Below are 21,357 nucleotides of genomic sequence, written 5' to 3' on the forward strand. Positions count from 1 at the left end.
AAATTGATCGGTAAGGAAAAATTCCTTACCGATTTTTTTCACGATCTGGGCTCCATTTGCATAAGATGGATTGAAGCGAATGGAGGAGGAATGGTTCTGAAAAATTTACGTCAGATCGTCGCGAAAACAATAATTGCCAAAGGGAAAAAGCGGACAGAAGATGAAGTGAAGTTGAAGCCGCCGAATAGTCCGACAAGCATTTTAGGCTGCTGGGTGATTAACCATACACACCAGGCAAAGAAGAATGGCAAGTACGTTGAAGTGTCAGGTAAATTTGATGTAAACGTCTGGTATTCACACCACGATCATTGCAAAACGTCAGTTTTCACTGAGTCGGTTCCGTATAGGGATCGGATTCGTCTTCACTACCGTGATGAACCGACTTCTGCACATGAAGAAGTCATTGTCTCTGTCATTCAGCATCCAAATTGCACAGAAGCTGTCATTTCGGACTGTGGCGAGAAATTTTGCATTAAAGTTGAGCGAGAACTGCTGGCCGAAGTCGTCGGTGAAACAAAAATATGCGTAACTGTTCATCCGCATAGTAATTTTGAAGAAGAATGGTCTTATAACGATGAATCATCTTCGCATCACCACGGACACGGTCAAAGTCATGGGCATCACCGCGAGCATGAAGTAAAAGGTGCTGGTCATGGACACGAACATAAAAAAGGAAAAGATACTTAAAAGCCGGGGCAATTATCCGGCTTCTTTTTGATGAATGAATCAATTACGCCTCGGCGTAATTGCGTCGGGATTTTGAAACGGGGCCTACAGGATGTAGGTCATGCAGTCGTTGCGACAGGACGTCGCGCCCTTAGACTGCCTTCAATTTTGTGGATTTGTTATAATGGGGGAAAATAAGTTTTTGTAGTGAGGTTTACCAATGACAACATATACACCAATGATTCAACAATACTTACAGATTAAAGCCCAGCATGAGGATGCATTCCTATTTTTTAGGCTTGGCGATTTTTATGAGCTTTTTTTTAATGATGCGGTAGAAGCAGCGCATATTTTAGAAATTACATTAACGAGCCGGGATGCTGGCAGTAGAGATCGAATTCCGATGTGTGGGGTTCCGTATCATTCAGCCGAAGGATATATTGAGTCGCTAATCGAAAAAGGGCATAAAGTAGCCATATGTGAACAAACGGAAGATCCAAAAGCAGCTAAAGGAATTGTGAAACGAGAAGTTGTTAAAATTGTAACGCCGGGCACAATGACCGAGGGAAAAACAATTGACGCGAATAGTAATCATTTTATTGGTGCGGCAGACAGTATAGATTCGTCACATTATGCGCTTGCTTATTTGGATTTAGCAACCGGAGAAGGAAAAGTAGAATGCATAGAAGGCAGTGAGCGAACACTCATCTCAGAAATAGAGGCACTTGGTATGCGAGAAGTGGTCGTCTGTGAAAATTTGCATATTACGTTGAGTGATAGCTTGGCGAAACGCGGGATCGTACTTTCTATTGAACATCGTAAAGAAACGTATGAAGCGGAGGAGCTTTTCACGGAAATACCTGCAACAGTCGTTGACACTTGTGAACTTCTTTTATCCTATGTTAAGCGGACACAAAAAAGCGCGCTTGATCATATTAAGCCGTTTGAATTTGTTCAAAAGCAATCCAAATTATCGATTGATGCCAACTCGATGCGCAATCTTGAACTCATCCAATCGATTCGGACAGGCGGTAAGGATGGCACGTTGTATGGATTGTTGGACGAAACCGTTACTGCAATGGGTGCACGTAAATTGAAAATGTGGATTCATCAGCCGCTAGCTGAAAAAGGTGCAATCGAAAAGCGCCTCGGAACGGTATCTGCTTTAATAGACGATTATTTTTTACGGGACGAGCTTCAAACAAATTTACGGGATGTTTATGATATAGAGCGGCTTGCAGGCCGCATTTCGATGGGCAGTGCCAATGGGAGGGATCTTGCCCAACTTCGAAATTCTCTTCGTTCCGTGCCAACGATTAAGACAGCATTGGAAAGTTCCGATCAACCTTTGCTTAGTCAATTTGCCAAGCGCATTGACCCTTGTGAACAAGCATTGCAATTACTGGAAAATGCTATTGCAGAAAATCCACCCCTATCCGTTAAAGAGGGCGGTGTGATGAAAGATGGTTTTGACGCGAAACTCGACCAATACCGAGATGCTTCCAAAAATGGAAAGGCATGGCTTACGGAACTTGAGCGGGAAGAGCGTGAACGGACAGGCATTAAGTCATTGAAAATCGGGTATAATCGGATATTCGGCTATTTTATAGAAATAACGAAATCGAATATTCATCTTGCCGACTTAGAACGATATGAAAGAAAACAAACGTTGGCAAATGCTGAACGTTATATTACACCAGAGTTAAAAGAAAAAGAAGATCTCATCTTGAATGCGGAAGCAGAAGGGTTAGCGTTAGAATATGTGCTGTTTACATCTGTACGTGAGGAAATGCGCGAGCATATTCGGCATTTGCAACAACTTGCGAGTGTATTAAGTGAGTTGGATGTACTGCTGACATTTGCACACGTTTCAGAAAAACGTAATTACGTAAAACCAAGCTTTCATGAAGGAAAAGCACTCCTTATTAAAAATGGACGTCATCCAGTCGTTGAGAAAATGATGGATCATTCGCTCTATGTACCGAATAGCTGTAAGTTAAAAGAAGAAGCAAACATGCTTTTAATCACAGGTCCGAATATGTCAGGGAAAAGTACGTATATGCGTCAAGTGGCACTTACCGTTGTAATGGCACAGATTGGCTGTTACGTTCCATGCGACGAAGCCATGCTGCCAATCACAGATCAAATTTTTACTCGGATTGGGGCGGCAGATGATTTAGCATCCGGACAAAGCACATTTATGATGGAAATGATGGAATCACAAAATGCGATCGTAAATGCTACGGAACGCAGTCTTCTATTATTTGACGAAATTGGTCGAGGGACTTCTACATACGATGGAATGGCATTGGCACAAGCGATGATGGAACATATTCATCATGAAATTGGGGCAAACACTTTGTTTTCCACGCATTACCACGAACTGACCAATTTGGATAATGAATTACCACGCCTCGAAAATGTCCATGTGGCCGCCATGGAACAAGACGGTAAAGTAGTCTTTCTCCATAAAGTAATGGCGGGCGCGGCAGATAAAAGCTACGGTATTTACGTAGCAGAACTTGCAGGATTGCCAAGTGAATTGCTTGACCGGGCAAAGGATTTACTTACAACATTTGAAAATGCACATGCGGTTCAACTACCTGAAAGTGAACCCGAGCAGATGACATTCTTTGATTTACAAAAGGAAGAACCCGAGTCTGTTTCAAAAGAAGAAGAAGCGATTCTCGATCAAATTGCAACTATGGATGTACTGAATATGACGCCGCTTAAAGCGCTGCAAACTGTATTTGAATTGAAAGAAAAACTCGATTCGAAGAAAGGATGAATCGAATGGATATTATTCATGTAATGGACGATACCCTGGCCAATAAAATTGCCGCCGGGGAAGTCGTCGAACGCCCCGCCTCAATTGTCAAGGAACTTGTAGAAAACGCTATTGACGCAGGATCTACGGTGATTGAAATTACGTTGGAAGAAGCGGGCTTGACGTCGATCCGAGTGACGGATAATGGCAGGGGCATGTCTCGTCAAGATGCGGTTCGTGCATTTGAAAGACATGCAACGAGCAAAATTTCCAATGATCATGATTTGTTTCGGATTCGAACATTAGGATTTCGGGGAGAAGCGCTTGCAAGTATCGCTTCTGTTTCAAAAATATCGTTATGGACGTCCGACGGCGAAACGACAGGAACGGAAGTACAAATCGATGGAGGAGAAGTTATTCTTCACCAGGATGCAGCATTTCGAAAAGGAACCGATATTACGGTTTCTCAATTATTTTTCAATACACCCGCCCGCTTAAAATACATGAAAACGATCCAGACTGAACTAGGCCATATTATAGATCTTGTGAACCGTTTGGCGCTTAGCCATCCGGCGATTTCTTTTAAACTATCCCATGCGAGTCAGGTTTTATTGCAAACGTCAGGCAGTGGTGATCAACGGCGGGTAGTGGCAGATATATATGGAATGGCTGTCGCACGGAAAATGGTTCCATTTTCGGCGGAGAACGCTGATTATTCGGCTAGCGGTTTTGTCTCTTTACCGGAAATTACACGGGCATCACGCAATTATATGACTCTTATTGTGAATGGGCGATGGGTGAAAAGCCATGCGATGACGCATGCGATTTTAGACGCGTTTCATACGTATTTACCAATTGGGCGTTTCCCAATCGCCGTTGTGAATGTAAAGGGCGATCCTTTTTTAACCGACGTGAATGTGCATCCTTCGAAGCAGCAAATCCGGATGAGTAAAGAAGGCGAATTGCTCACATTAACAACTCAAGCCATTCGGCAAGCGATTCAAAAAAGTACGATCATTCCAGATGCAATTAAAAAGACAGCACCTCCGAAATTAAGAACGGAGCAAGTAAATATATGGCATTCGATGCAACAAGAGAAATCGGCTCCCACATTTTCAAATGAAGCAGTGCAAAAACAGCCGCAAGTCGTTCGTGAAGAAGAAGTTCAAGTTGAAATAGACGATCCCCAACCTAGGGAAACGAAGTTGCCAGCTGAAGCGTCAATCGTTCAAGATCCGCCGCCTATTGAGCCTGCTATTGCAACGGAAAAGGAGTTGACACCGGACCCCCCTGCGAAATCATTCCCGTTGCTTGTTCCGGTCGGTCAAGTGCATGGTACGTATATCGTCGCGCAAAACGAGGATGGCTTTTACATGATCGACCAGCATGCAGCACAAGAACGGATTAAATATGAATTTTTTAGAGAAAAATTAAGTACACCGAATCACGAAGAAAGGCAATTATTGCTCATGCCGCTGCTTTTTCATTATAGTGCCAGTGACCAAGTGAAAATTGAAGAGCGAAAAGAACAATTGCATGAAGTGGGTATTTTCTTAGAACCTTTTGGGCCGTCTACTTATACCGTAAAAGAATATCCATCTTGGTTTCCAGCAGGAGAAGAGGCGCCGATTATCGAAGAGGTGATTGAACAAGTTTTAAATGACCGAAAAATAGATATCGGGAAGCTGCGGGAAGAGGCGGCGATTTTAATGAGTTGTAAACGATCAATTAAAGCGAACCATCATTTAACAATTGCAGATATGGAAAGACTGTTGAATGATTTAGCGCAGGCAGACAATCCATTTACTTGCCCGCATGGCAGACCTGTCCTCATTCATTTTTCAACGTACGAAATAGAAAAAATGTTTAAAAGGGTAATGTGATATACGCTTCAATATTAGGGGGCTGTGGGATGGGAAAGTATATTTTATCCATTGACCAAGGAACGACGAGTACACGGGCGATTCTTTTTGATGCGAATGGGGAAATTGTGCATACAGCCGCACGAGAGTTTACGCAAATTTTTCCGAAACCTGGTTGGGTGGAACATAATGCAAATGAAATTTGGGGTTCTGTCTTATCCGTCATCGCTGCTGTTTTATCGGAAAGCGGCAATCGGCCGGAAGATATAGATGCGATTGGCATTACAAACCAAAGGGAAACAACAGTCGTTTGGGACAAGCTAACTGGCCAACCGATTTACAATGCAATTGTTTGGCAATCTAGACAAAGCCAAGACATTGTCAACGGGTTGAAAAAGAATGGCCATGAACAGCTCATCCAAGAAAAAACAGGTTTGAAGCTTGATCCTTATTTTTCTGCTTCAAAATTGAAATGGATATTAGATGAAGTTGAAGGAACTAGGGAACGTGCCGAAAAAGGCGAATTGCTATTTGGCACGATCGATTCTTTTCTTATCTGGAAATTATCAAATGGTGCAGCGCACGTCACCGACTATTCGAATGCTTCCCGTACAATGCTTTTTCATATAGGTGAATTAAAATGGGATGAAGAACTTTGTGACTTGTTTCAAATTCCGATGAACATGCTTCCGGAAGTGCGTTCGTCGTCTGAGATTTATGCGAAAACCGATCCCACGGTATTCTTTGGTGAACAAGTGCCGATTGCCGGGGCTGCGGGAGACCAGCAGTGTGCGCTTTTTGGACAAGCCTGTTTTCATAGAGGGATGGCTAAAAATACGTATGGCACTGGCTGCTTTATGCTTTTAAATACAGGTGAACGGCGCGTACATTCGGATCATGGCTTATTGACGACGATTGCGTGGGGACTCGATGGCAAAGTTACCTATGCGCTAGAAGGCAGTGTGTTTGTTGCAGGCTCTGCCATTCAATGGCTCCGGGACGGTCTTCGAATGATCCAAAGTGCTGCCGATTCAGAGCGGTATGCGAACCGCATCGTTTCTTCTGAGGGCGTATATGTTGTACCGGCATTCGTCGGACTCGGAACGCCGTATTGGGATTCTGATGCAAGAGGTGCCGTGTTCGGTTTAACACGCAGCACCGAAAAAGAGCATTTTATCCGGGCAACACTTGAATCACTCGCCTATCAATCAAAAGACGTACTCCTTACAATGGAGCAAGACGCCGGAATGGAGATCGGTGTATTACGTGTAGACGGAGGCGCGGTTTCCAATCAATTTCTCATGCAATTTCAAAGTGATTTACTTCAAGCGGAAGTGGAGCAATCTAAATTTTTGGAAACGACTGCATTAGGTGCCGCTTATTTAGCGGGTTTGGCCACCGGTTTTTACAAAAATATTCAACATGTTGAATCGATGTGGGGAAAAACGAAAACGTATTCACCAAAAATGGAGATTGAAGAGCGTGATCAGCTGTATGCGGGCTGGAGGCGCGCTGTACAAGCGGCTAGGACTTTCAAAAACTGATGTTAGTTGACACGGCAAATTGCGGATGCAGAAGGGAAGTGTGATCGGCAATGAAAAAGGTAGTCATTGAAATGTCTGATCATTTTTTGGTGCATGCCATAATCTTCGAGCCAAAAGGCGAACCTATTGGTCATATTCACCTTTTGCACGGCATGGCGGAGCATATTGCAAGGTATGATGAATTTGCGCAGTTTTTGGTCGGTAAAGGTTTTGTTGTGACGGGTCATGATCATCGGGGGCATGGGCGAACCGCGGCGATTAATGGTTTAAAGGGACATTTTGATCGTCACAATGGATTTGAACGTGCTGTACAAGATGTACGTGAAGTCATTGCTTATTTCCGAGAACAACTTCGTTCCATTCCATTCATCCTGTTTGGGCATAGTATGGGATCTTTTCTCGCACGCAGGTATATCCAACTCTACGGCCACGATGTCAATGCGGTCATCTTGGCGGGAACGAGCGGGGATCCGGGGATGAGTAGGGCGGCCGGTCAAGTGATTGCGTATCTTTCAGGAAAAAAGGACGGAAACTTAAGACAAAATCACTTTTTAAACAAGCTCATTTTCGGCAGATATAACAAAAATGTGCCAAATCCCAAAACGCCATTCGATTGGCTGTCTAGGGATGAGTTGAAAGTGATTCAGTATTTGAAAGACCCAGCATGCGGAATTGTACCGACGACACAGTTTTTCGCAGATCTATTTGGCGGGCTGCGTCAAATTCATCGAAAGAGTGAAGTGGAGAAAATCCCGAAAAACCTTCCCATCCTTTTACTGTCAGGCAGCAAAGATCCTGTCGGCAAGAATGGAAAAGCCGTTTGGAAAGTTGCGGGTCAAATGGAGCAAGCAGGAATTAAACGAGTAACGGTGATGCTATTTGAAGGCGGCCGTCACGAGTTGTTGCATGAAAAAAATCGGCAAAACGTATTTAAATTTGTAAATGACTGGATTGAAAAAAGATGAATGATTTACCAGAGGTACTTGCAATCGTTGGTCCGACAGCTTCGGGAAAAACGGCTTTAAGTGTTGCCCTTGCAAAGGCCCTTGACGGAGAGGTTATTAACGGCGATGCGATGCAAGTCTATCAACAATTAAATATTGGAACAGCTAAAATAACAGAAGAAGAAAAAGAAGGAATCCCCCATCATTTATTTGATGTGAAAAATCCGATGGAAGAATTTTCGGTTGCTGAATACCAATTGAGTGTACGGAAATGGATACGAGATATTCAGGAACGCGGCAAAACACCGATCATTGTAGGTGGGACGGGCCTTTATGTCCAATCTGTTTTGTATGATTTCCGATTTACGGAGGAAGCTGCAGATCCGTTGGTGCGATCACGTCTTGAAGTAGAACTCGAGCAAAATGGCGCACACACTTTATACGAAAAATTAGTACGCCTTGATCCCATCAGCGCTGAAAAAATTCATCCGAATAACCATCGGCGATTAATTCGGGCATTGGAAATTATTGAAGTAACAGGAAGAACGAAAAAGGATCATGAAAAAGAAGTCGGACAAAAACCGCTTTATCATCATTTATTAATCGGTCTTCATGTTCCACGTGATGTTTTGTATGAAAGAATAGATCGTCGTGTGGATGGGATGATGGAACAAGGGTTATTACAGGAAGCAAAAGCATTATGGGATCAAGGCATTCGAAATGTGCAATCGGTTCAAGCGATTGGTTATAAGGAGCTGTATCAACATTTTGAAGAAGAACTGACACTTGCAGAAGCGATTGCACTCATCAAAAAAAATACTCGAAATTATGCAAAGCGGCAAATGACTTATTTCCGCAATAAGCTTTCCGTTGAATGGTTTGAGGCGGAATTGGGCACAATGGAAATTTGTAAGGAAATTTTAGAACAAATGAAGGGTTTTAGAAGTATTTAGAGAACTTAGTAGTATTAGGTAGAGAAAATAGGAACTTCAACAGGAGGATTCGGCGTATGGCAAAGGGAAATATGCAGGAAGTGTTTTTAAATTCACTGCGTAAGAATAATACGTTTGTAACAGTCTTTTTACTGAACGGTTTTCAATTAAAAGGTCTTATAAAATCGTATGATAATTATACCGTCCTGCTTGAGTGTGATGGTAAACAGCATCTGATTTACAAACATGCGATTTCTACTTATGTCCCGTCAAAACAAGTCATCTTGAAAGAAGAAGAATAAGTAAAAGCGGAACAGCGAAAAAAGCATCTAGCATTTAAAGCTCAGATAGCCAATTTCCTGATCCGCTTTTTATGTGAGCCTTCGAATCGGCAGCTTCCAGTGAAAAATAAGTGACAAAATACGTAAACTAGCAGTCACAATGAGCAGTATGTATAAGGCTACTTCATAATTGTAAAGACCAAGGCCGACACAAAATCCCGCCCCCGCTGCCCAAATGGCATAAATATCACGCTTAAAAACGAGCGGGCGTCTTCCAGCCAACACATCTCGTATGACACCGCCACCTGCGCCTGTCAGAACAGCCGCAACAACGACAGCATAAAGTGTCATGTTAAGTTGAATCGCAAGCATCGCCCCTTGAATGGCAAATGCCGCAAGCCCGATCGCATCGAAGTAAGCCCCCCATCGATTCCAATGAGCAAGTAAATACTTTGAAAAAAAGAAGATAATAGTGATTAGAACCGATGCAACGAAAAATAGGAAGTTTTGATCCCACAATACATTGACCGGCACTCCGATAAGAAGATTACGAACAGCCCCTCCACCGAATGCTGTGATAATCCCTAAAATATACACACCAAAAATATCATATTCCTCTTCCATTGCAACGATTGCTCCCGAAATGGCAAAAGCTGCCGTACCGATAAAACTAAAGACATCCCAAGCCACTTGAGTTCCTCCATTCATTGTCTTTTTGATTTTAACAGAAAAGGCAAATAAATCAATGGCAGAACATCTCAGTTGACCTAGCTGAACAGATTGATAAGATAATAATGTAACTATTCATGATGGAATGAGGAATCAGAATGATTTTGAACGAATTTGATGATGCACTTCTAGAAACAGTAGAAGCAATTGAAGAAAAGTTAACCCCTTATTTTAAAGACATTGAAAAAACTGCTTTTTACAATCAACGGAAAGTGCTTCGGGCATTCCGAAAAAATATGGTCAGTGATTTTCATTTGAACGGCTCAACAGGATATGGCTATGACGACAGTGGCCGTGATGTTTTGGAGCAAGTGTATGCAGATGTGTTTGGTGCAGAAGCATGCCTCGTTCGAAATCAAATTATATCGGGCACGCATGCGATTTCTATTAGCTTATTTGGGATTTTGCGACCGGGCGATGAATTACTTTATATAACAGGCAAACCGTATGATACATTAGATTCAATCGTTTCAGGGCATGGAAAAGATACAGGATCGTTGGAAGATTACGGAATTTCCTATCAACATATTCATTTAAACGAAGATGGTTCGGTTAATTTTGATGAAGTGGCTAAAAACATGCACGGCAAGACGAAAATGATTGGCATTCAGCGCTCAAAAGGCTATTCAGATCGTCCATCATTTACCGTTAGTGAAATAGCGGAAATGGTACAAAAAGTAAAAGCAATCGATCCGGAAGTGATTGTGTTCGTTGATAACTGTTACGGGGAATTTGTAGAGGTCAATGAACCAACAGACGTTGGGGCAGATATTATGGCGGGTTCACTCATTAAAAACCCGGGTGGCGGACTTGTCCGAACAGGCGGTTATATCGCGGGACGGGCAGATCTCGTAGAAAAATGTGCCTATCGGATGACATCGCCGGGGCTCGGTGCAGAAGCCGGCGCATCCCTCGATACGTTGCTTGAAATGTATCAAGGTTTTTTCCTTGCGCCGCATATTGTGAGTCAATCGGTGAAAGGTGCGTTATTTACGGCTGCGCTTTTAGAAAGCCATGGATTGAAGACGACGCCTCATTATACCGAAAAACGAACAGACTTAATTCAATCTGTGTCATTTCAAACAGCCCAGCAAATGATTGCTTTTTGTCAAACGATTCAAGAAAATTCGCCGATTAATGCGCATTATGCGCCGGAGCCATCTTATATGCCAGGCTATACGGACGATGTCATTATGGCGGCAGGCACATTTATTCAAGGGTCTAGTATTGAACTAACTGCAGATGGTCCGATTAGGCCGCCATACACGGCATATGTACAAGGCGGATTGACGTATGAACACGTAAAAGCAGCTGTCATGTCGTCCGTTGGAAAGTTAGTAAGTGAAAACTTAATGTTGGAAGACTGACAACCTAATAAATAAAAAACAGGTGAGAAAATTTTCACCTGTTTTTTTGTTATGAAATTACTGTATCATTCGATAGACGCCAACAACTTTTCCGAGAATGGAAACGTGATCTACGATAATTGGATCCATCGAAGAGTTTTCTGGCTGAAGACGGAAGTAGTCCTTTTCTTTGAAAAAACGTTTAACGGTTGCTTCATCTTCCTCCGTCATAGCGACAACAATCTCACCATTGCTGGCAGTGTTCTGTTGTTTTACCACGACGTAATCCCCATTTAAAATGCCAGCTTCCATCATACTGTCTCCAACAATTTCCAACATGTAAAGCTTGTCCTCCGTCGTGCCGAAAGATTCCGGGAGAGGGAAGTATTCTTCAATGTTTTCAATAGCGGTAATCGGAAGTCCCGCTGTCACTTTTCCAACGAGTGGAACATTGAGGACGCCGGGCTTTGGCGCACCTATGCCGTCTGGATCGAGCACTTCAATTGCCCGCGGCTTTGTCGGATCCCGTCTAATGTATCCTTTACTTTCCAGACGGGCTAAATGTCCATGAACTGTGGAACTGGACGCAAGACCGACCGCTTCTCCAATTTCCCGGACAGATGGCGGATACCCTTTTTTTCTAACTTCATCTTTGATGAACGATAAAATATCTTCTTGTCTTTTTGAAATCTTTTTCATATCTATCACCTCTCGCGCATATTCTTTTCGGAAGAACGTCAATCGAATCCGAAAGTTTTAGTAATTTTAGTATAACAGACGTTCGTACATAAGACAAACACAAGTTCGAAGAAAGTTGTTGACTTTTAAATGCCTCTTTTATAAAATGAGAACAGATATTCCGTAGAACAAATATTCCTAAGGGGTGTTAATAAATGGCATTTTTGAAAAATAACAGTTATATTATACTTGTGTTCATCATTTGTATTGTTTTTACAATGATGGGTGTTGCTAAATATGGAAAAGAACAGACATATGGTGAAATTGTAATTACCGAAGGAGATACACTTTGGGGACTTGCTGTTCGGCATGCGGACAATGAATCAAAAGAAGAATGGATTGAAAAAGTGAAACAGTTAAATGACCTTTCGAGCGACACAATTCAAATGGGTGAAAGCCTGCTTTTGCCTACAATAGAAAGAGCCGAGAAACAACTTCTGGATGTCCAATTGGCTAGTGATGACCAATGAGTGGGAATGAGAGAAACTGTGTCCTTTATTGCCGGGTAAGCACGGAGAAAGAAACACAGGACATGTCTTTGACTAGGCAGGAAGAAGAACTTGCCGAACTTGCGAACAACTTAGGATTTCATCCGGTTGCAACTTTTACAGACCGACATAGCGGCTATGATATTGAACGAGAAGGTCTTCTTGATCTGCTTGATTTCATTCGTGATGAACAGGTAGCAGCTGTTCTCATTCAAGATGAAACGCGGCTCGGAAGAGGACATGCACGTGTTGCTGTATTACATTTATTGATGAAAGCCGGTATTGAAGTGTATTCGAAAAGTGATAATGGCGCTATTCCCTTGAATGAGATGGATACAATGCTGCTAGAAATTTTAGCGATTGTCGAAGAATTTCAACGTAAAATTCACAATGCGAAAATTAAACGGGGCATGCAACGTGCAGTTCGGGAAGGCTATCGCCCAGAGAAAAATTTAACGAACAGGGGAAATCCAGAGGGACGCGAACGAATCGATGTTCCTATTGAAGAAATTGTCTCACTGCGAGAAAAAGGATTGACGTTTGAAGAAATTACAGCTGTCTTAAAGGGACTCGGTCATCCGATTAGTAAAGCGACAGTACATCGCCGCTATAAAGAATATGAAGAAGAACAGAAAGGCTAATTCGTTGCACTTTCTGTTCTTTTTGTTTACCTTCAAAGTATCACTTTTTGTAATTGACAAAGATGGAGGAAAAAATATGCTCTCGCAAGATAAAATCAAAAGAATTAACGAGCTATCTAAAAAATCTAAAACAATCGGTCTATCCATTGAAGAGGCTAAAGAACAAACGAAGTTAAGGAAGGAATATTTAGAGTCATTCCGATCCTCAATGCGCAACACGATAGAAAATGTAAAAGTGGTAGATCCAGATGGCAATGATGTAACACCCGAGAAAGTTAAACAAGCACGAAATAGCAAGTACTTACAATGATCTCTTTGCATTCCCCCTATAAATTGTCTAAACTAGAAGACGTAGACAATTGACATACTGAAAGGATGTACAAAATGACGCAACAGACTGACCAATTAGCGATTAATACAATCCGTACACTATCCATCGATGCGATTGAAAAAGCGAATTCTGGACACCCGGGATTGCCGATGGGGGCAGCTCCAATGGCTTATACATTGTGGACGAAACATATGCACCATAACCCGGCGAATCCAAATTGGTTCAACCGTGACCGCTTTGTTCTCTCAGCAGGACATGGTTCAATGCTCCTCTATAGTTTGCTACACCTTGGCGGCTACGACCTACCAATGGAAGAGGTTAAAAACTTTAGACAATGGGGTTCGCAAACGCCGGGACATCCTGAGTATGGCTATACAGCAGGTGTTGAAGCGACAACGGGTCCACTCGGCCAAGGAATTGGCATGGCAGTCGGTATGGCAATGGCTGAAAAGCACCTCGCTGCAACGTACAATCAACCAAACTTTGACGTAGTTGACCATTACACATACGCACTATGTGGCGATGGCGATTTAATGGAAGGTGTCGCATCGGAAGCAATTTCCCTTGCAGGACATTTACAGTTGGATAAATTGATCGTCCTCTATGATAGCAACGATATATCACTAGACGGCGAATTAAATATGTCCTTTACAGAAAATATCCAAAAACGTTTTGAATCTTACGGTTGGAACTATATCCGTGTTGAAGATGGCAATAATGTTGGTCTGATCTCTAAAGCCATTGAAGAAGCAAAAGGTAACCCTGGCGGCCCTACAATCATTGAAGTAAAAACAGTCATTGGTTACGGCTCACCGAACAAATCCGGCAAATCAGACGTCCACGGTGCACCGCTTGGCGAAGATGAAATGAAGTTAACGAAAGAATATTATAAGTGGACATTTGAAGAAGATTTCCACGTGCCTGATGGCGTTTATGAAACATTCCAAGAAGCAGCTAAAAAGCTTGGGGCAGACAAAGAACAGCAATGGAATGACTTGTTTAAACAATATGAAGAAGCGCATGCAGATCTTGCAAAGCAACTGAACGATGCAATTGAAGGAAAGCTTCCGGAAGGTTTTGAGGAGGCATTGCCAACATATGAAGCAGGTACATCGCACGCAACGCGTTCCGCTTCTGGCGATCTAATCAATGCGATTGCAAAAGCTGTGCCATCTTTCTTCGGCGGAAGTGCGGACTTAGCGGGTTCAAACAAAACGACGATTAAAGATGCGGGCGATTTCTTGCCTGGTGATTATGCAGGACGTAATATTTGGTTCGGTGTTCGTGAATTTGCAATGGGTGCAGCGCTTAACGGTATGGCGCTTCACGGCGGATTAAAAGTGTTCGGCGGAACGTTCTTTGTCTTTAGCGACTACGTTCGTCCGGCGATTCGACTTTCAGCGCTTATGGGAATGCCAGTAACGTATGTGTTTACACATGACAGTATTGCTGTTGGAGAAGATGGGCCGACACATGAGCCGGTCGAACATCTTTCCTCGCTGCGCGCAATGCCGGGATTGTCTGTTATTCGCCCAGCAGATGCAAACGAGACAGCGGCTGCTTGGAAAATTGCTGTTGCTTCGGAAAAAACACCAACAGTACTTGTATTGTCCCGTCAAAACTTGAAGGTATTACCGAAATCTGGCGAATTGGCGATGGATGGCGTTCAAAAGGGCGCGTATGTCATTTCGCCGGCAACGAAAGAAAAGCCAGATGCCATTTTACTTGCAACTGGTTCAGAAGTGAATTTGGCTGTTTCTGCACAGCAGCAATTGCTTGCAGAAGGGATTGATGCTTCTGTTGTGTCTATGCCTTCATGGGATCTTTTTGAAAAGCAAGACGCTGCTTACAAGCAGTCGGTTTTACCAAAAGATGTGAAAAAACGTTTGGCAATCGAAATGGGTGCTTCTCTCGGCTGGCATAAATATGTCGGAGACGAAGGCGATGTATTAGCGATTGATACATTCGGTGCAAGTGCGCCAGGAGAAACTGTCATTCGCGAATATGGCTTTACAGAAGAGAATGTTGTTTCTAAAGTAAAAGAACTTCTATAATGAATCACTGAGAAAAAGCTGCTCCCGATTTTTTACGGAGCAGCTTTTTAATGACCATTTCGAAGATCTGTTAATGGAATCGAACCTTTCCGACAATAATAGTGCCGTTCTATTCCGTAATGCGACACCCTTTTCACCAAAAAAGTAGTACGCTATTTTGAAGGGGGGTGGCGACGATGCGGTCATATGATATTTATAATGTAAAAGAACAATATCACGCTTACATGATTGGGCGGGAGAAACTTCTGTATGAGCTGTTAAAGGAAGATGAACAAGAAAATACGTTACAGGAAGTTCATTATTTATGTGAACGTCTGGAAGGTGCAGCGATCGAAGACGCAGTCATTACAAATTTAGGAAAAGGATTCGCGTCGATCGAACAAGGAGATAAGAAATTCAAATTGACACATCCCGTCAAAGGATCTATTGTCATTTCTGTTTCGTCTTATGCTTTAACTGTCGTCTGTGATGGATCCCGCATGCTCGATCTTGACTTATTTGTAGCATTATCAGGAATGAATGATCGTTTTTTTGCAGTGATGGATGGCTATGGGGAATGGGGCTGGCTAAAACCAGTCAAATATACAAATCTGCGCGTGAGTAGAGAAAATGTGGCATTTTATTGATCCGTAGAAGAGATCCATTTTACATAGCGGCATTTCGTTCAAATTCAAACGAAATGTCGTTTTTTTCGTGTGTTTGTCTATTTCAAGAAAGTATTTAAACATCGGACGTTGCTATTCACCTGCACTTTATTGTATAATCCAACATGGGAATAAACTCGAAATAACTCGAATACAGGAAGTGAAGGAGGTAATAGCGCAGATGGGAACGATCTGGTGGATCCTAATCGTCATCGTAGCGTTAGCCGGGGGTGTGGCACTCGGATTTTTCATCGCACGTCAATATATGATGAAATACTTACAAGAAAACCCGCCAATTAATGAAGAAATGCTTCGCATGATGATGATGCAAATGGGACAAAAGCCTTCACAGAAGAAGATTAATCAGATGATGAATCAAATGAATCGCCTAAGCGATCAACAAAAGGATAAAAAGAAACGCTAATTTCTAATTGATTCATGATGTTGTTGGGGCATAGTAACGGTATGTCTATGTTACCCCATGAAAAAAACCACTTTTACTGATGGAAACCAAATCAGTGAAGGTGGTTTTTTATTAGGCTTAACTAATGCAAACGTAGGTAAGCAATTTTTAGGTTGAACGAGCGAAGGCGCCTTCCGAGCGGTAGCCAACCGAACTACGAAGAGTTCGGTTTGTATAATTTCTGCGTACTTTGCAGAAATTATACAGTTAATGCCAAGAGACGGGATTATTATTATCTTGAGTATCGCAGGAGGCATCCGCAAGCGCCGAAGCGTTTTTGATGTGCATTCTTAGTTCATCTTCTTCAGATTTCAGTTATAAATCAACACGTTTTTTGGTTAAGAAAAATGAAAATGTTTTAAAAATCTCTGCACTGTTTTTTCATATTCTTCTGGGTTATCGTTAAAAGATTTCGCATGGCTCCCTTTGGCGAAGAGCTTTAACATTTTGTGGTCTTGTTTCTTCTCGTACAGTTCCTCTGTCATATACGGCAAAATGAAATCATCTTCCATGCTATGGATAAATAGCATGGGAACAGAAATATTTTGAATGACATCCCGAGGGGAGACAAGCTTCGTTGTATAGCCATCACGAATTTTTAAAAATAAGTTGGCAATCCGAATGACCATCGTTGAACGAAGCGGCGTTTCCATACGTAAAATATTTAACAGTTGTTCAGTGAAATCGGAAAAAGGACAATCGGCAATTAAGAAATTGGCTTCTGATTCATACGTACCTGCATACAAGATCATCGTTGCAGCACCCATCGATTCACCGTGAATCCCAAGAAGTGCTCTTTTTCCAATCCGTTTTCGGACAGCGTGGACAATTGTCTGCAAATCCATCTTTTCATAATAGCCAAAGCTTGTCGTTTTGCCCCCAGAATCGCCATGTCTTCGATGGTCAAAAACGACCGAGTTAAAACCAAGCCGTTCAAAAAGCCGTGCGTATTTCATGGAATTGATTTTATTTTCTGTCACGCCATGACAAATAATCACCGTTTTCGTCGTTTCAAGCGGCTGTAAAAAAACAGCTTTTAATCGATAACCATTTGGTGATTCAACCCACATATGCTCTTTTCGAACAAGCTCATACCATTGCTGGTCAAATCGCTTAGCGCCAATTTCTCGTTTTAAAATGAGGTCGGTTCCCTTCAGCTTTAAAAACATCAATCGACTCGTCACTAAAAAACCCAACACACTGAAGATTAATGCAAAAACACCTGAAACGATGCCCGTAACATAAAGGATGCGCCGTTTCAATTGGCCTCAACTCCTCCTTAAAGATCATTATAAAAAGAAGTCAAAAGAGGAGAGGGTGACCGAAAAAGTCAGCTCCCACGGCAATTTGGCAACGCATATCTCAATACGAGCCCAACACTCTTTGTTCTCCTTTTCATAACTGTCCATTTTGAAACAACTGATAAATACCTGTGTCGATCCTTCTAGAAATATGCGGTTCAATGACTTGGACGGCCTCACATACTTTTTTTACATCAATTCCCGTTTCGATTCCTAGTGTATCAAGCATATGGACGACATCTTCCGTTGCAACATTGCCAGTGGCTCCCGGTGCAAACGGGCATCCGCCAAGTCCCCCGGCAGATGTGTCAAATCGATCGATCCCAGCTTGCAAGGCAGCAAAGATATTCGCGATCGCCATCCGTCTTGTGTCATGAAAATGGGCTGTTATTAAAGTATTCGGAAATTTGGATTTCAATGATTTGAATAAGTGATAGCTTTCCCGTGGGTTTGCCATTCCAATCGTATCTGCAACGCTTAATTCATCGACGTCCATCGCTACAAATTGTTTGCAAAGTGCAATGACATCTTCTTGTTTGATCTTGCCTTCGTAAGGACAGTAAAATGCAGTGGAAATGCATGCGCGAACGAAAATGCCGTCTGCCTTAAGTTTGGCAATCACCGGTCGAAGCCTATTTATACTTTCTTGAGTCATTCGATTAATGTTTTTTCGATTAAAGGTATTGCTAACACCTACAAACACAGCGATATTTTTTGCGCCTGCCTCAATGGCATTTTGCACACCTAACGCATTGGGGGCTAAAACAAACTGCCTGCCGAATTGTGAAATATTTTCGACAATTTCTTTAGCATCGGCCATTTGGGGGACCCATTTTGGTGAAACAAATGACGTAATTTCCATTTCCTGGATGCCGGAAACTTGTAAAGCATCGATAAATGCTAGTTTTACCGCCGTGTCAACAATTTTTTTTTCATTTTGTAATCCATCTCTTGATCCGACCTCGATAATTGTCACATTCTTTGGTAAACTAAACATATCATCCCTCCTTTAGTATATTGTATAGAAGGGATGAGTTTATAGGCAATGTTAATAGAAGAATGGGGGAAATGGAATTGTCAAAAGAAGTAGTCATTGTGAGCGCGGTTCGTTCCGCAATTGGTTCATTTTTGGGAACTTTAAAAGACGTACCAGCAACAGATCTTGGGGGAGCTGTCATTAAAGAAGCTTTAGCACGCGCTGGCGTTTCTGCGGATAGCGTTGACGAAGTTATTTTAGGAAATGTACTACAAGCTGGACTAGGTCAAAACCCAGCCCGTCAAGCTGCGATCAAAGCAGGTTTGCCTGAAACAGTTCCGTCATTGACGATCAATAAAGTTTGCGGATCTGGCTTAAAAGCTGTTCACTTGGCCCGTCAAGCAATCGCTTCTGGAGAGGCTGATATTATCGTAGCTGGCGGTATGGAAAATATGAGTCAAGCACCTTACTTATTAAAAAATAGCCGAGAAGGCTTTAAGATGGGCGATCAAAAAGTAGTTGATAGCATGGTCGCTGATGGACTATGGTGTGCGTTTAATGATTACCATATGGGCATTACAGCTGAAAACCTTTGCGACCAATACGAATTGACGCGTGAACAACAGGATGAGTTTTCAGCACAGTCCCAGCAAAAAGCAACGGCTGCAATTGAAGCGGGTACATTTAAAGATGAAATTGTACCGATTGAAATTCCACAGCGTAGAGGGGAACCGATCATTTTTGATACGGATGAATACGTAAAGGCGGGTACAACAGCGGAGAAATTAAGTAAGCTTCGCCCGGCATTTAAAAAAGACGGCAGCGTAACAGCGGGCAATGCTTCAGGTATTAACGATGGAGCTGCGGCACTTGTGATCATGTCAAAAGAAAAAGCAGATGAACTTGGCTTAACACCACTTGCAACGATCGCTGCAAATGGCAATGCGGGTGTAGACCCGTCGATCATGGGAATTGGTCCGGTTCAAGCTGTTCGAAACGCGCTTGAAAAGGCCGATATGCAGCTTGATCAAATCGATCTTGTAGAGGCAAACGAAGCATTTGCTGCTCAAGCGCTTGCGGTTGACAAAGAGCTCGGATTCGATGCTGAAAAGTTAAATGTAAACGGTGGAGCAATCGCGCTAGGACACCCAATTGGTGCGAGCGGAGCGCGTATCCTTGTAACACTTCTACATGAAATGCAGCGCAGAGACGCTAAATCTGGGCTTGCAACGCTATGTATTGGCGGTGGCCAAGGTGTTGCGACAATCGTAACACGTCCTTAATGGAAAGTAGGTGAGTCTATGGCGAAACATCGCAAACCGAAGCAGTCAAGTGCAAAGGGGAACGAACAGGTCACTTTGTCTGACGCACTCGGGGATGACATTCTTCAAAAGCTGCAAGCAGCAAAAAAAGAATTGTCAGCTATAGAAGCGCAACAAGAACAAGAACGGCAAGAAAAATTGCGCCGTGAACGTAAAGAACGCGAGAAGAATAAAAGTTTTGCGGAACTTTTAGATGAATATGGCAATCATGGATCGAAGTATTAGAAAAAGCATCGGCGCCCGCCGGTGCTTTTTCTATTCTTCTAAAAACTTTCCATTTGCCTTAAGTTTTAAATAACCGAAGCCATCCTTTCTGTTTGAACCAAAGGAGCATAGCTACACCGATGATGGCCATGACAACTAGGGCGATGGTGTAGCCATAATGCCAGTTAAGCTCGGGCATATGTGTAAAGTTCATCCCGTAAACCCCTGCAATAAAAGTTAAGGGGATAAAGATAGAGGAAATAATCGTCAATGTCATCATAATGCGATTCATCTGGTTGGAGTTAATCGATAATTGACTATCGCGAATATCCGAGGTCAACTGACGGTTAAAATCCAACATCTCAGTAAGCCGCAGTAAATGGTCGTATATATCACTAAAATAGGCTCTTTCATGATCCTTGAATTCAAGTCTAGCCGAAGCGAGCATTCGATACAATAATTCGCTCATGGGGATAATCGTTCGCCTCAATCGAAGTAAATCACCGCGTACTTCAAAAACATTGTCCATTGATAAATGGACGGTCGATGGAGAAAGCGCTTCTTCAATTTCATTTAGCTGGTCTTCGATGCCGTAAAGTATTGGGAAATAATCATCAACAATTTTATCGAGTATTTGATACACAATGAAATGATGACCATTTTTCCATTTCGTCGGTTGTTGAAATACCCTCTTACGTGCCGTTTTTAATTCTGGAATCGTTGAATAATGGAAAGTTACGACATAATTCATCCCTAAAAATATATTTAGTTCACGAGAAGACAAACTTTCTTGTTCAAGTGAGTGGATAGCCAAAAACGTAAAATTATTATAGTAATTTAACTTTGGCCTTTGCAATCCGTGCAAGCAATCTTCAATCGCAAGTGGGTGGAAATGAAAAAAAGAATGAAGCAAATCTTCTTCATATTGATCGGGATTTTCGATATCGATCCAATACCACTTGAAAGACTGTTGATGAATCTCGTCAATGGAAAAATCATATACAAGTTCATTTTCTTCCGTTAAACCGATCGAATGGATCATTTTTAAAACCAACTTTCTTACAAAAAACATCGCCATCATATGATTAGCTCCTGGCGTAAAGCTTGTGACGAATACATAGAGT

At 42.3% G+C, this 21,357-nt stretch carries 21 protein-coding genes; 16 read left to right on the top strand and 5 right to left on the bottom strand.

Going from position 1 to position 21,357, the window contains the following annotated elements; translation table 11 throughout:
* Positions 1 to 90 precede the first annotated feature (90 nt).
* The 7 genes from cotE to hfq all read left to right on the top strand — a co-directional run bounded on the left by cotE (position 91) and on the right by hfq (position 9,017).
* Positions 91 to 687: an outer spore coat protein CotE gene (cotE, locus tag AU377_RS13160; protein ID WP_082732048.1), complete on the top strand. Its 597-nt coding sequence runs from the start codon at positions 91 to 93 to the stop codon at positions 685 to 687.
* Between the two features lie 199 nt (positions 688 to 886).
* On the top strand, positions 887 to 3,454 hold the full coding sequence (gene mutS, locus AU377_RS13165; protein ID WP_067408226.1) for a DNA mismatch repair protein MutS: 2,568 nt from the start codon (positions 887 to 889) through the stop codon (positions 3,452 to 3,454).
* A 5-nt stretch (positions 3,455 to 3,459) separates the two neighbouring features.
* Entirely contained in the window at positions 3,460 to 5,316 is a 1,857-nt protein-coding gene (mutL, locus tag AU377_RS13170; protein ID WP_067408227.1) for a DNA mismatch repair endonuclease MutL, read from the top strand.
* 29 nt (positions 5,317 to 5,345) lie between these two features.
* Positions 5,346 to 6,839, top strand: a complete 1,494-nt coding sequence (gene glpK / locus AU377_RS13175; protein ID WP_067408228.1) for a glycerol kinase GlpK — start codon at positions 5,346 to 5,348, stop codon at positions 6,837 to 6,839.
* Positions 6,840 to 6,889: 50 nt separating this feature from the next.
* Positions 6,890 to 7,804, top strand: a complete 915-nt coding sequence (locus AU377_RS13180) for an alpha/beta fold hydrolase (protein ID WP_067408229.1) — start codon at positions 6,890 to 6,892, stop codon at positions 7,802 to 7,804.
* Positions 7,801 to 8,736, top strand: a complete 936-nt coding sequence (miaA, locus tag AU377_RS13185) for a tRNA (adenosine(37)-N6)-dimethylallyltransferase MiaA (protein ID WP_067408230.1) — start codon at positions 7,801 to 7,803, stop codon at positions 8,734 to 8,736. The genes AU377_RS13180 and miaA overlap by 4 nt, the downstream gene beginning before the upstream one ends.
* Positions 8,737 to 8,792: 56 nt before the next feature.
* On the top strand, positions 8,793 to 9,017 hold the full coding sequence (gene hfq / locus AU377_RS13190) for an RNA chaperone Hfq (protein WP_067408231.1): 225 nt from the start codon (positions 8,793 to 8,795) through the stop codon (positions 9,015 to 9,017).
* Between the two features lie 69 nt (positions 9,018 to 9,086).
* Here the strand turns inward: hfq and AU377_RS13195 are convergent, their stop codons facing one another.
* On the bottom strand, positions 9,087 to 9,686 hold the full coding sequence (locus AU377_RS13195) for a trimeric intracellular cation channel family protein (protein ID WP_067408232.1): 600 nt from the start codon (positions 9,684 to 9,686) through the stop codon (positions 9,087 to 9,089).
* Between the two features lie 137 nt (positions 9,687 to 9,823).
* Between AU377_RS13195 and AU377_RS13200 the strand changes: the two genes are divergently transcribed.
* Entirely contained in the window at positions 9,824 to 11,092 is a 1,269-nt protein-coding gene (locus AU377_RS13200; RefSeq protein WP_067408233.1) for a methionine gamma-lyase family protein, read from the top strand.
* Between the two features lie 57 nt (positions 11,093 to 11,149).
* Here the strand turns inward: AU377_RS13200 and lexA are convergent, their stop codons facing one another.
* The gene (gene lexA, locus AU377_RS13205; protein ID WP_067408234.1) at positions 11,150 to 11,770 is read right to left on the bottom strand and encodes a transcriptional repressor LexA; all 621 of its coding nucleotides are present in this window, start codon (positions 11,768 to 11,770) and stop codon (positions 11,150 to 11,152) included.
* A gap of 194 nt (positions 11,771 to 11,964) precedes the next feature.
* Here lexA and AU377_RS13210 point away from each other — a divergent pair, with 194 nt between their 5' ends.
* The 6 genes from AU377_RS13210 (at position 11,965) to AU377_RS13235 (ending at position 16,391) form a co-directional block, all read left to right on the top strand.
* Positions 11,965 to 12,279 carry a LysM peptidoglycan-binding domain-containing protein gene (locus tag AU377_RS13210; RefSeq protein ID WP_067408235.1) on the top strand — a complete coding sequence of 105 codons (315 nt, stop codon included), beginning with the start codon at positions 11,965 to 11,967 and terminating at the stop codon, positions 12,277 to 12,279.
* The gene (locus AU377_RS13215; RefSeq protein ID WP_067408236.1) at positions 12,276 to 12,938 is read left to right on the top strand and encodes a recombinase family protein; all 663 of its coding nucleotides are present in this window, start codon (positions 12,276 to 12,278) and stop codon (positions 12,936 to 12,938) included. Before AU377_RS13210 ends, AU377_RS13215 begins: the two co-directional genes overlap by 4 nt.
* Before the next feature lie 76 nt (positions 12,939 to 13,014).
* Positions 13,015 to 13,248 (top strand): DUF896 domain-containing protein, encoded by a 234-nt coding sequence (locus tag AU377_RS13220; RefSeq protein ID WP_067408237.1) that lies wholly within the window; start codon positions 13,015 to 13,017, stop codon positions 13,246 to 13,248.
* A 74-nt stretch (positions 13,249 to 13,322) separates the two neighbouring features.
* Positions 13,323 to 15,323 carry a transketolase gene (gene tkt, locus AU377_RS13225; RefSeq protein WP_067408238.1) on the top strand — a complete coding sequence of 667 codons (2,001 nt, stop codon included), beginning with the start codon at positions 13,323 to 13,325 and terminating at the stop codon, positions 15,321 to 15,323.
* A 176-nt stretch (positions 15,324 to 15,499) separates the two neighbouring features.
* Positions 15,500 to 15,949, top strand: a complete 450-nt coding sequence (gene sirA, locus AU377_RS13230) for a sporulation inhibitor of replication protein SirA (protein ID WP_067408239.1) — start codon at positions 15,500 to 15,502, stop codon at positions 15,947 to 15,949.
* 199 nt (positions 15,950 to 16,148) lie between these two features.
* Entirely contained in the window at positions 16,149 to 16,391 is a 243-nt protein-coding gene (locus tag AU377_RS13235; protein ID WP_067408240.1) for a YneF family protein, read from the top strand.
* A 377-nt stretch (positions 16,392 to 16,768) separates the two neighbouring features.
* Here the strand turns inward: AU377_RS13235 and AU377_RS13240 are convergent, their stop codons facing one another.
* Positions 16,769 to 17,692: an alpha/beta hydrolase gene (locus AU377_RS13240; protein WP_067408241.1), complete on the bottom strand. Its 924-nt coding sequence runs from the start codon at positions 17,690 to 17,692 to the stop codon at positions 16,769 to 16,771.
* 133 nt (positions 17,693 to 17,825) lie between these two features.
* A complete protein-coding gene (locus AU377_RS13245; RefSeq protein ID WP_067408242.1) occupies positions 17,826 to 18,728 on the bottom strand; it encodes a hydroxymethylglutaryl-CoA lyase in 903 nt (300 codons plus the stop codon).
* A gap of 62 nt (positions 18,729 to 18,790) precedes the next feature.
* Here AU377_RS13245 and AU377_RS13250 point away from each other — a divergent pair, with 62 nt between their 5' ends.
* Both AU377_RS13250 and AU377_RS13255 read left to right on the top strand, forming a co-directional pair.
* A complete protein-coding gene (locus AU377_RS13250) occupies positions 18,791 to 19,990 on the top strand; it encodes an acetyl-CoA C-acetyltransferase (protein ID WP_067408243.1) in 1,200 nt (399 codons plus the stop codon).
* Positions 19,991 to 20,008: 18 nt separating this feature from the next.
* Positions 20,009 to 20,254, top strand: a complete 246-nt coding sequence (locus tag AU377_RS13255) for a YqkE family protein (protein WP_067408244.1) — start codon at positions 20,009 to 20,011, stop codon at positions 20,252 to 20,254.
* Between the two features lie 58 nt (positions 20,255 to 20,312).
* Here the strand turns inward: AU377_RS13255 and corA are convergent, their stop codons facing one another.
* Positions 20,313 to 21,275, bottom strand: coding sequence for a magnesium/cobalt transporter CorA (gene corA / locus AU377_RS13260; RefSeq protein WP_067408271.1), 963 nt, complete (start codon positions 21,273 to 21,275; stop codon positions 20,313 to 20,315).
* Positions 21,276 to 21,357 lie beyond the last annotated feature (82 nt).

The organism is Sporosarcina sp. HYO08, from assembly GCF_001563475.1.
In the GTDB taxonomy this organism is placed as follows: domain Bacteria; phylum Bacillota; class Bacilli; order Bacillales_A; family Planococcaceae; genus Sporosarcina.

What these genes read in the sequence shown, in the direction of transcription:
- AU377_RS13210 (WP_067408235.1), top strand. Translation starts at nt 11,965, where the DNA reads ATGGCATTTTTGAAAAATAACAGTTATATTATACTTGTGTTCATCATT.
- mutL (WP_067408227.1), top strand. Translation starts at nt 3,460, where the DNA reads ATGGATATTATTCATGTAATGGACGATACCCTGGCCAATAAAATTGCC.
- AU377_RS13215 (WP_067408236.1), top strand. Translation starts at nt 12,276, where the DNA reads ATGAGTGGGAATGAGAGAAACTGTGTCCTTTATTGCCGGGTAAGCACG.
- lexA (WP_067408234.1), bottom strand. Translation starts at nt 11,770, where the DNA reads ATGAAAAAGATTTCAAAAAGACAAGAAGATATTTTATCGTTCATCAAA.
- corA (WP_067408271.1), bottom strand. Translation starts at nt 21,275, where the DNA reads ATGATCCATTCGATCGGTTTAACGGAAGAAAATGAACTTGTATATGAT.
- AU377_RS13255 (WP_067408244.1), top strand. Translation starts at nt 20,009, where the DNA reads ATGGCGAAACATCGCAAACCGAAGCAGTCAAGTGCAAAGGGGAACGAA.
- AU377_RS13245 (WP_067408242.1), bottom strand. Translation starts at nt 18,728, where the DNA reads ATGTTTAGTTTACCAAAGAATGTGACAATTATCGAGGTCGGATCAAGA.
- sirA (WP_067408239.1), top strand. Translation starts at nt 15,500, where the DNA reads ATGCGGTCATATGATATTTATAATGTAAAAGAACAATATCACGCTTAC.
- AU377_RS13220 (WP_067408237.1), top strand. Translation starts at nt 13,015, where the DNA reads ATGCTCTCGCAAGATAAAATCAAAAGAATTAACGAGCTATCTAAAAAA.
- hfq (WP_067408231.1), top strand. Translation starts at nt 8,793, where the DNA reads ATGGCAAAGGGAAATATGCAGGAAGTGTTTTTAAATTCACTGCGTAAG.
- tkt (WP_067408238.1), top strand. Translation starts at nt 13,323, where the DNA reads ATGACGCAACAGACTGACCAATTAGCGATTAATACAATCCGTACACTA.
- AU377_RS13250 (WP_067408243.1), top strand. Translation starts at nt 18,791, where the DNA reads ATGGGGGAAATGGAATTGTCAAAAGAAGTAGTCATTGTGAGCGCGGTT.
- mutS (WP_067408226.1), top strand. Translation starts at nt 887, where the DNA reads ATGACAACATATACACCAATGATTCAACAATACTTACAGATTAAAGCC.
- AU377_RS13235 (WP_067408240.1), top strand. Translation starts at nt 16,149, where the DNA reads ATGGGAACGATCTGGTGGATCCTAATCGTCATCGTAGCGTTAGCCGGG.
- glpK (WP_067408228.1), top strand. Translation starts at nt 5,346, where the DNA reads ATGGGAAAGTATATTTTATCCATTGACCAAGGAACGACGAGTACACGG.
- cotE (WP_082732048.1), top strand. Translation starts at nt 91, where the DNA reads ATGGTTCTGAAAAATTTACGTCAGATCGTCGCGAAAACAATAATTGCC.
- AU377_RS13180 (WP_067408229.1), top strand. Translation starts at nt 6,890, where the DNA reads ATGAAAAAGGTAGTCATTGAAATGTCTGATCATTTTTTGGTGCATGCC.
- AU377_RS13200 (WP_067408233.1), top strand. Translation starts at nt 9,824, where the DNA reads ATGATTTTGAACGAATTTGATGATGCACTTCTAGAAACAGTAGAAGCA.
- miaA (WP_067408230.1), top strand. Translation starts at nt 7,801, where the DNA reads ATGAATGATTTACCAGAGGTACTTGCAATCGTTGGTCCGACAGCTTCG.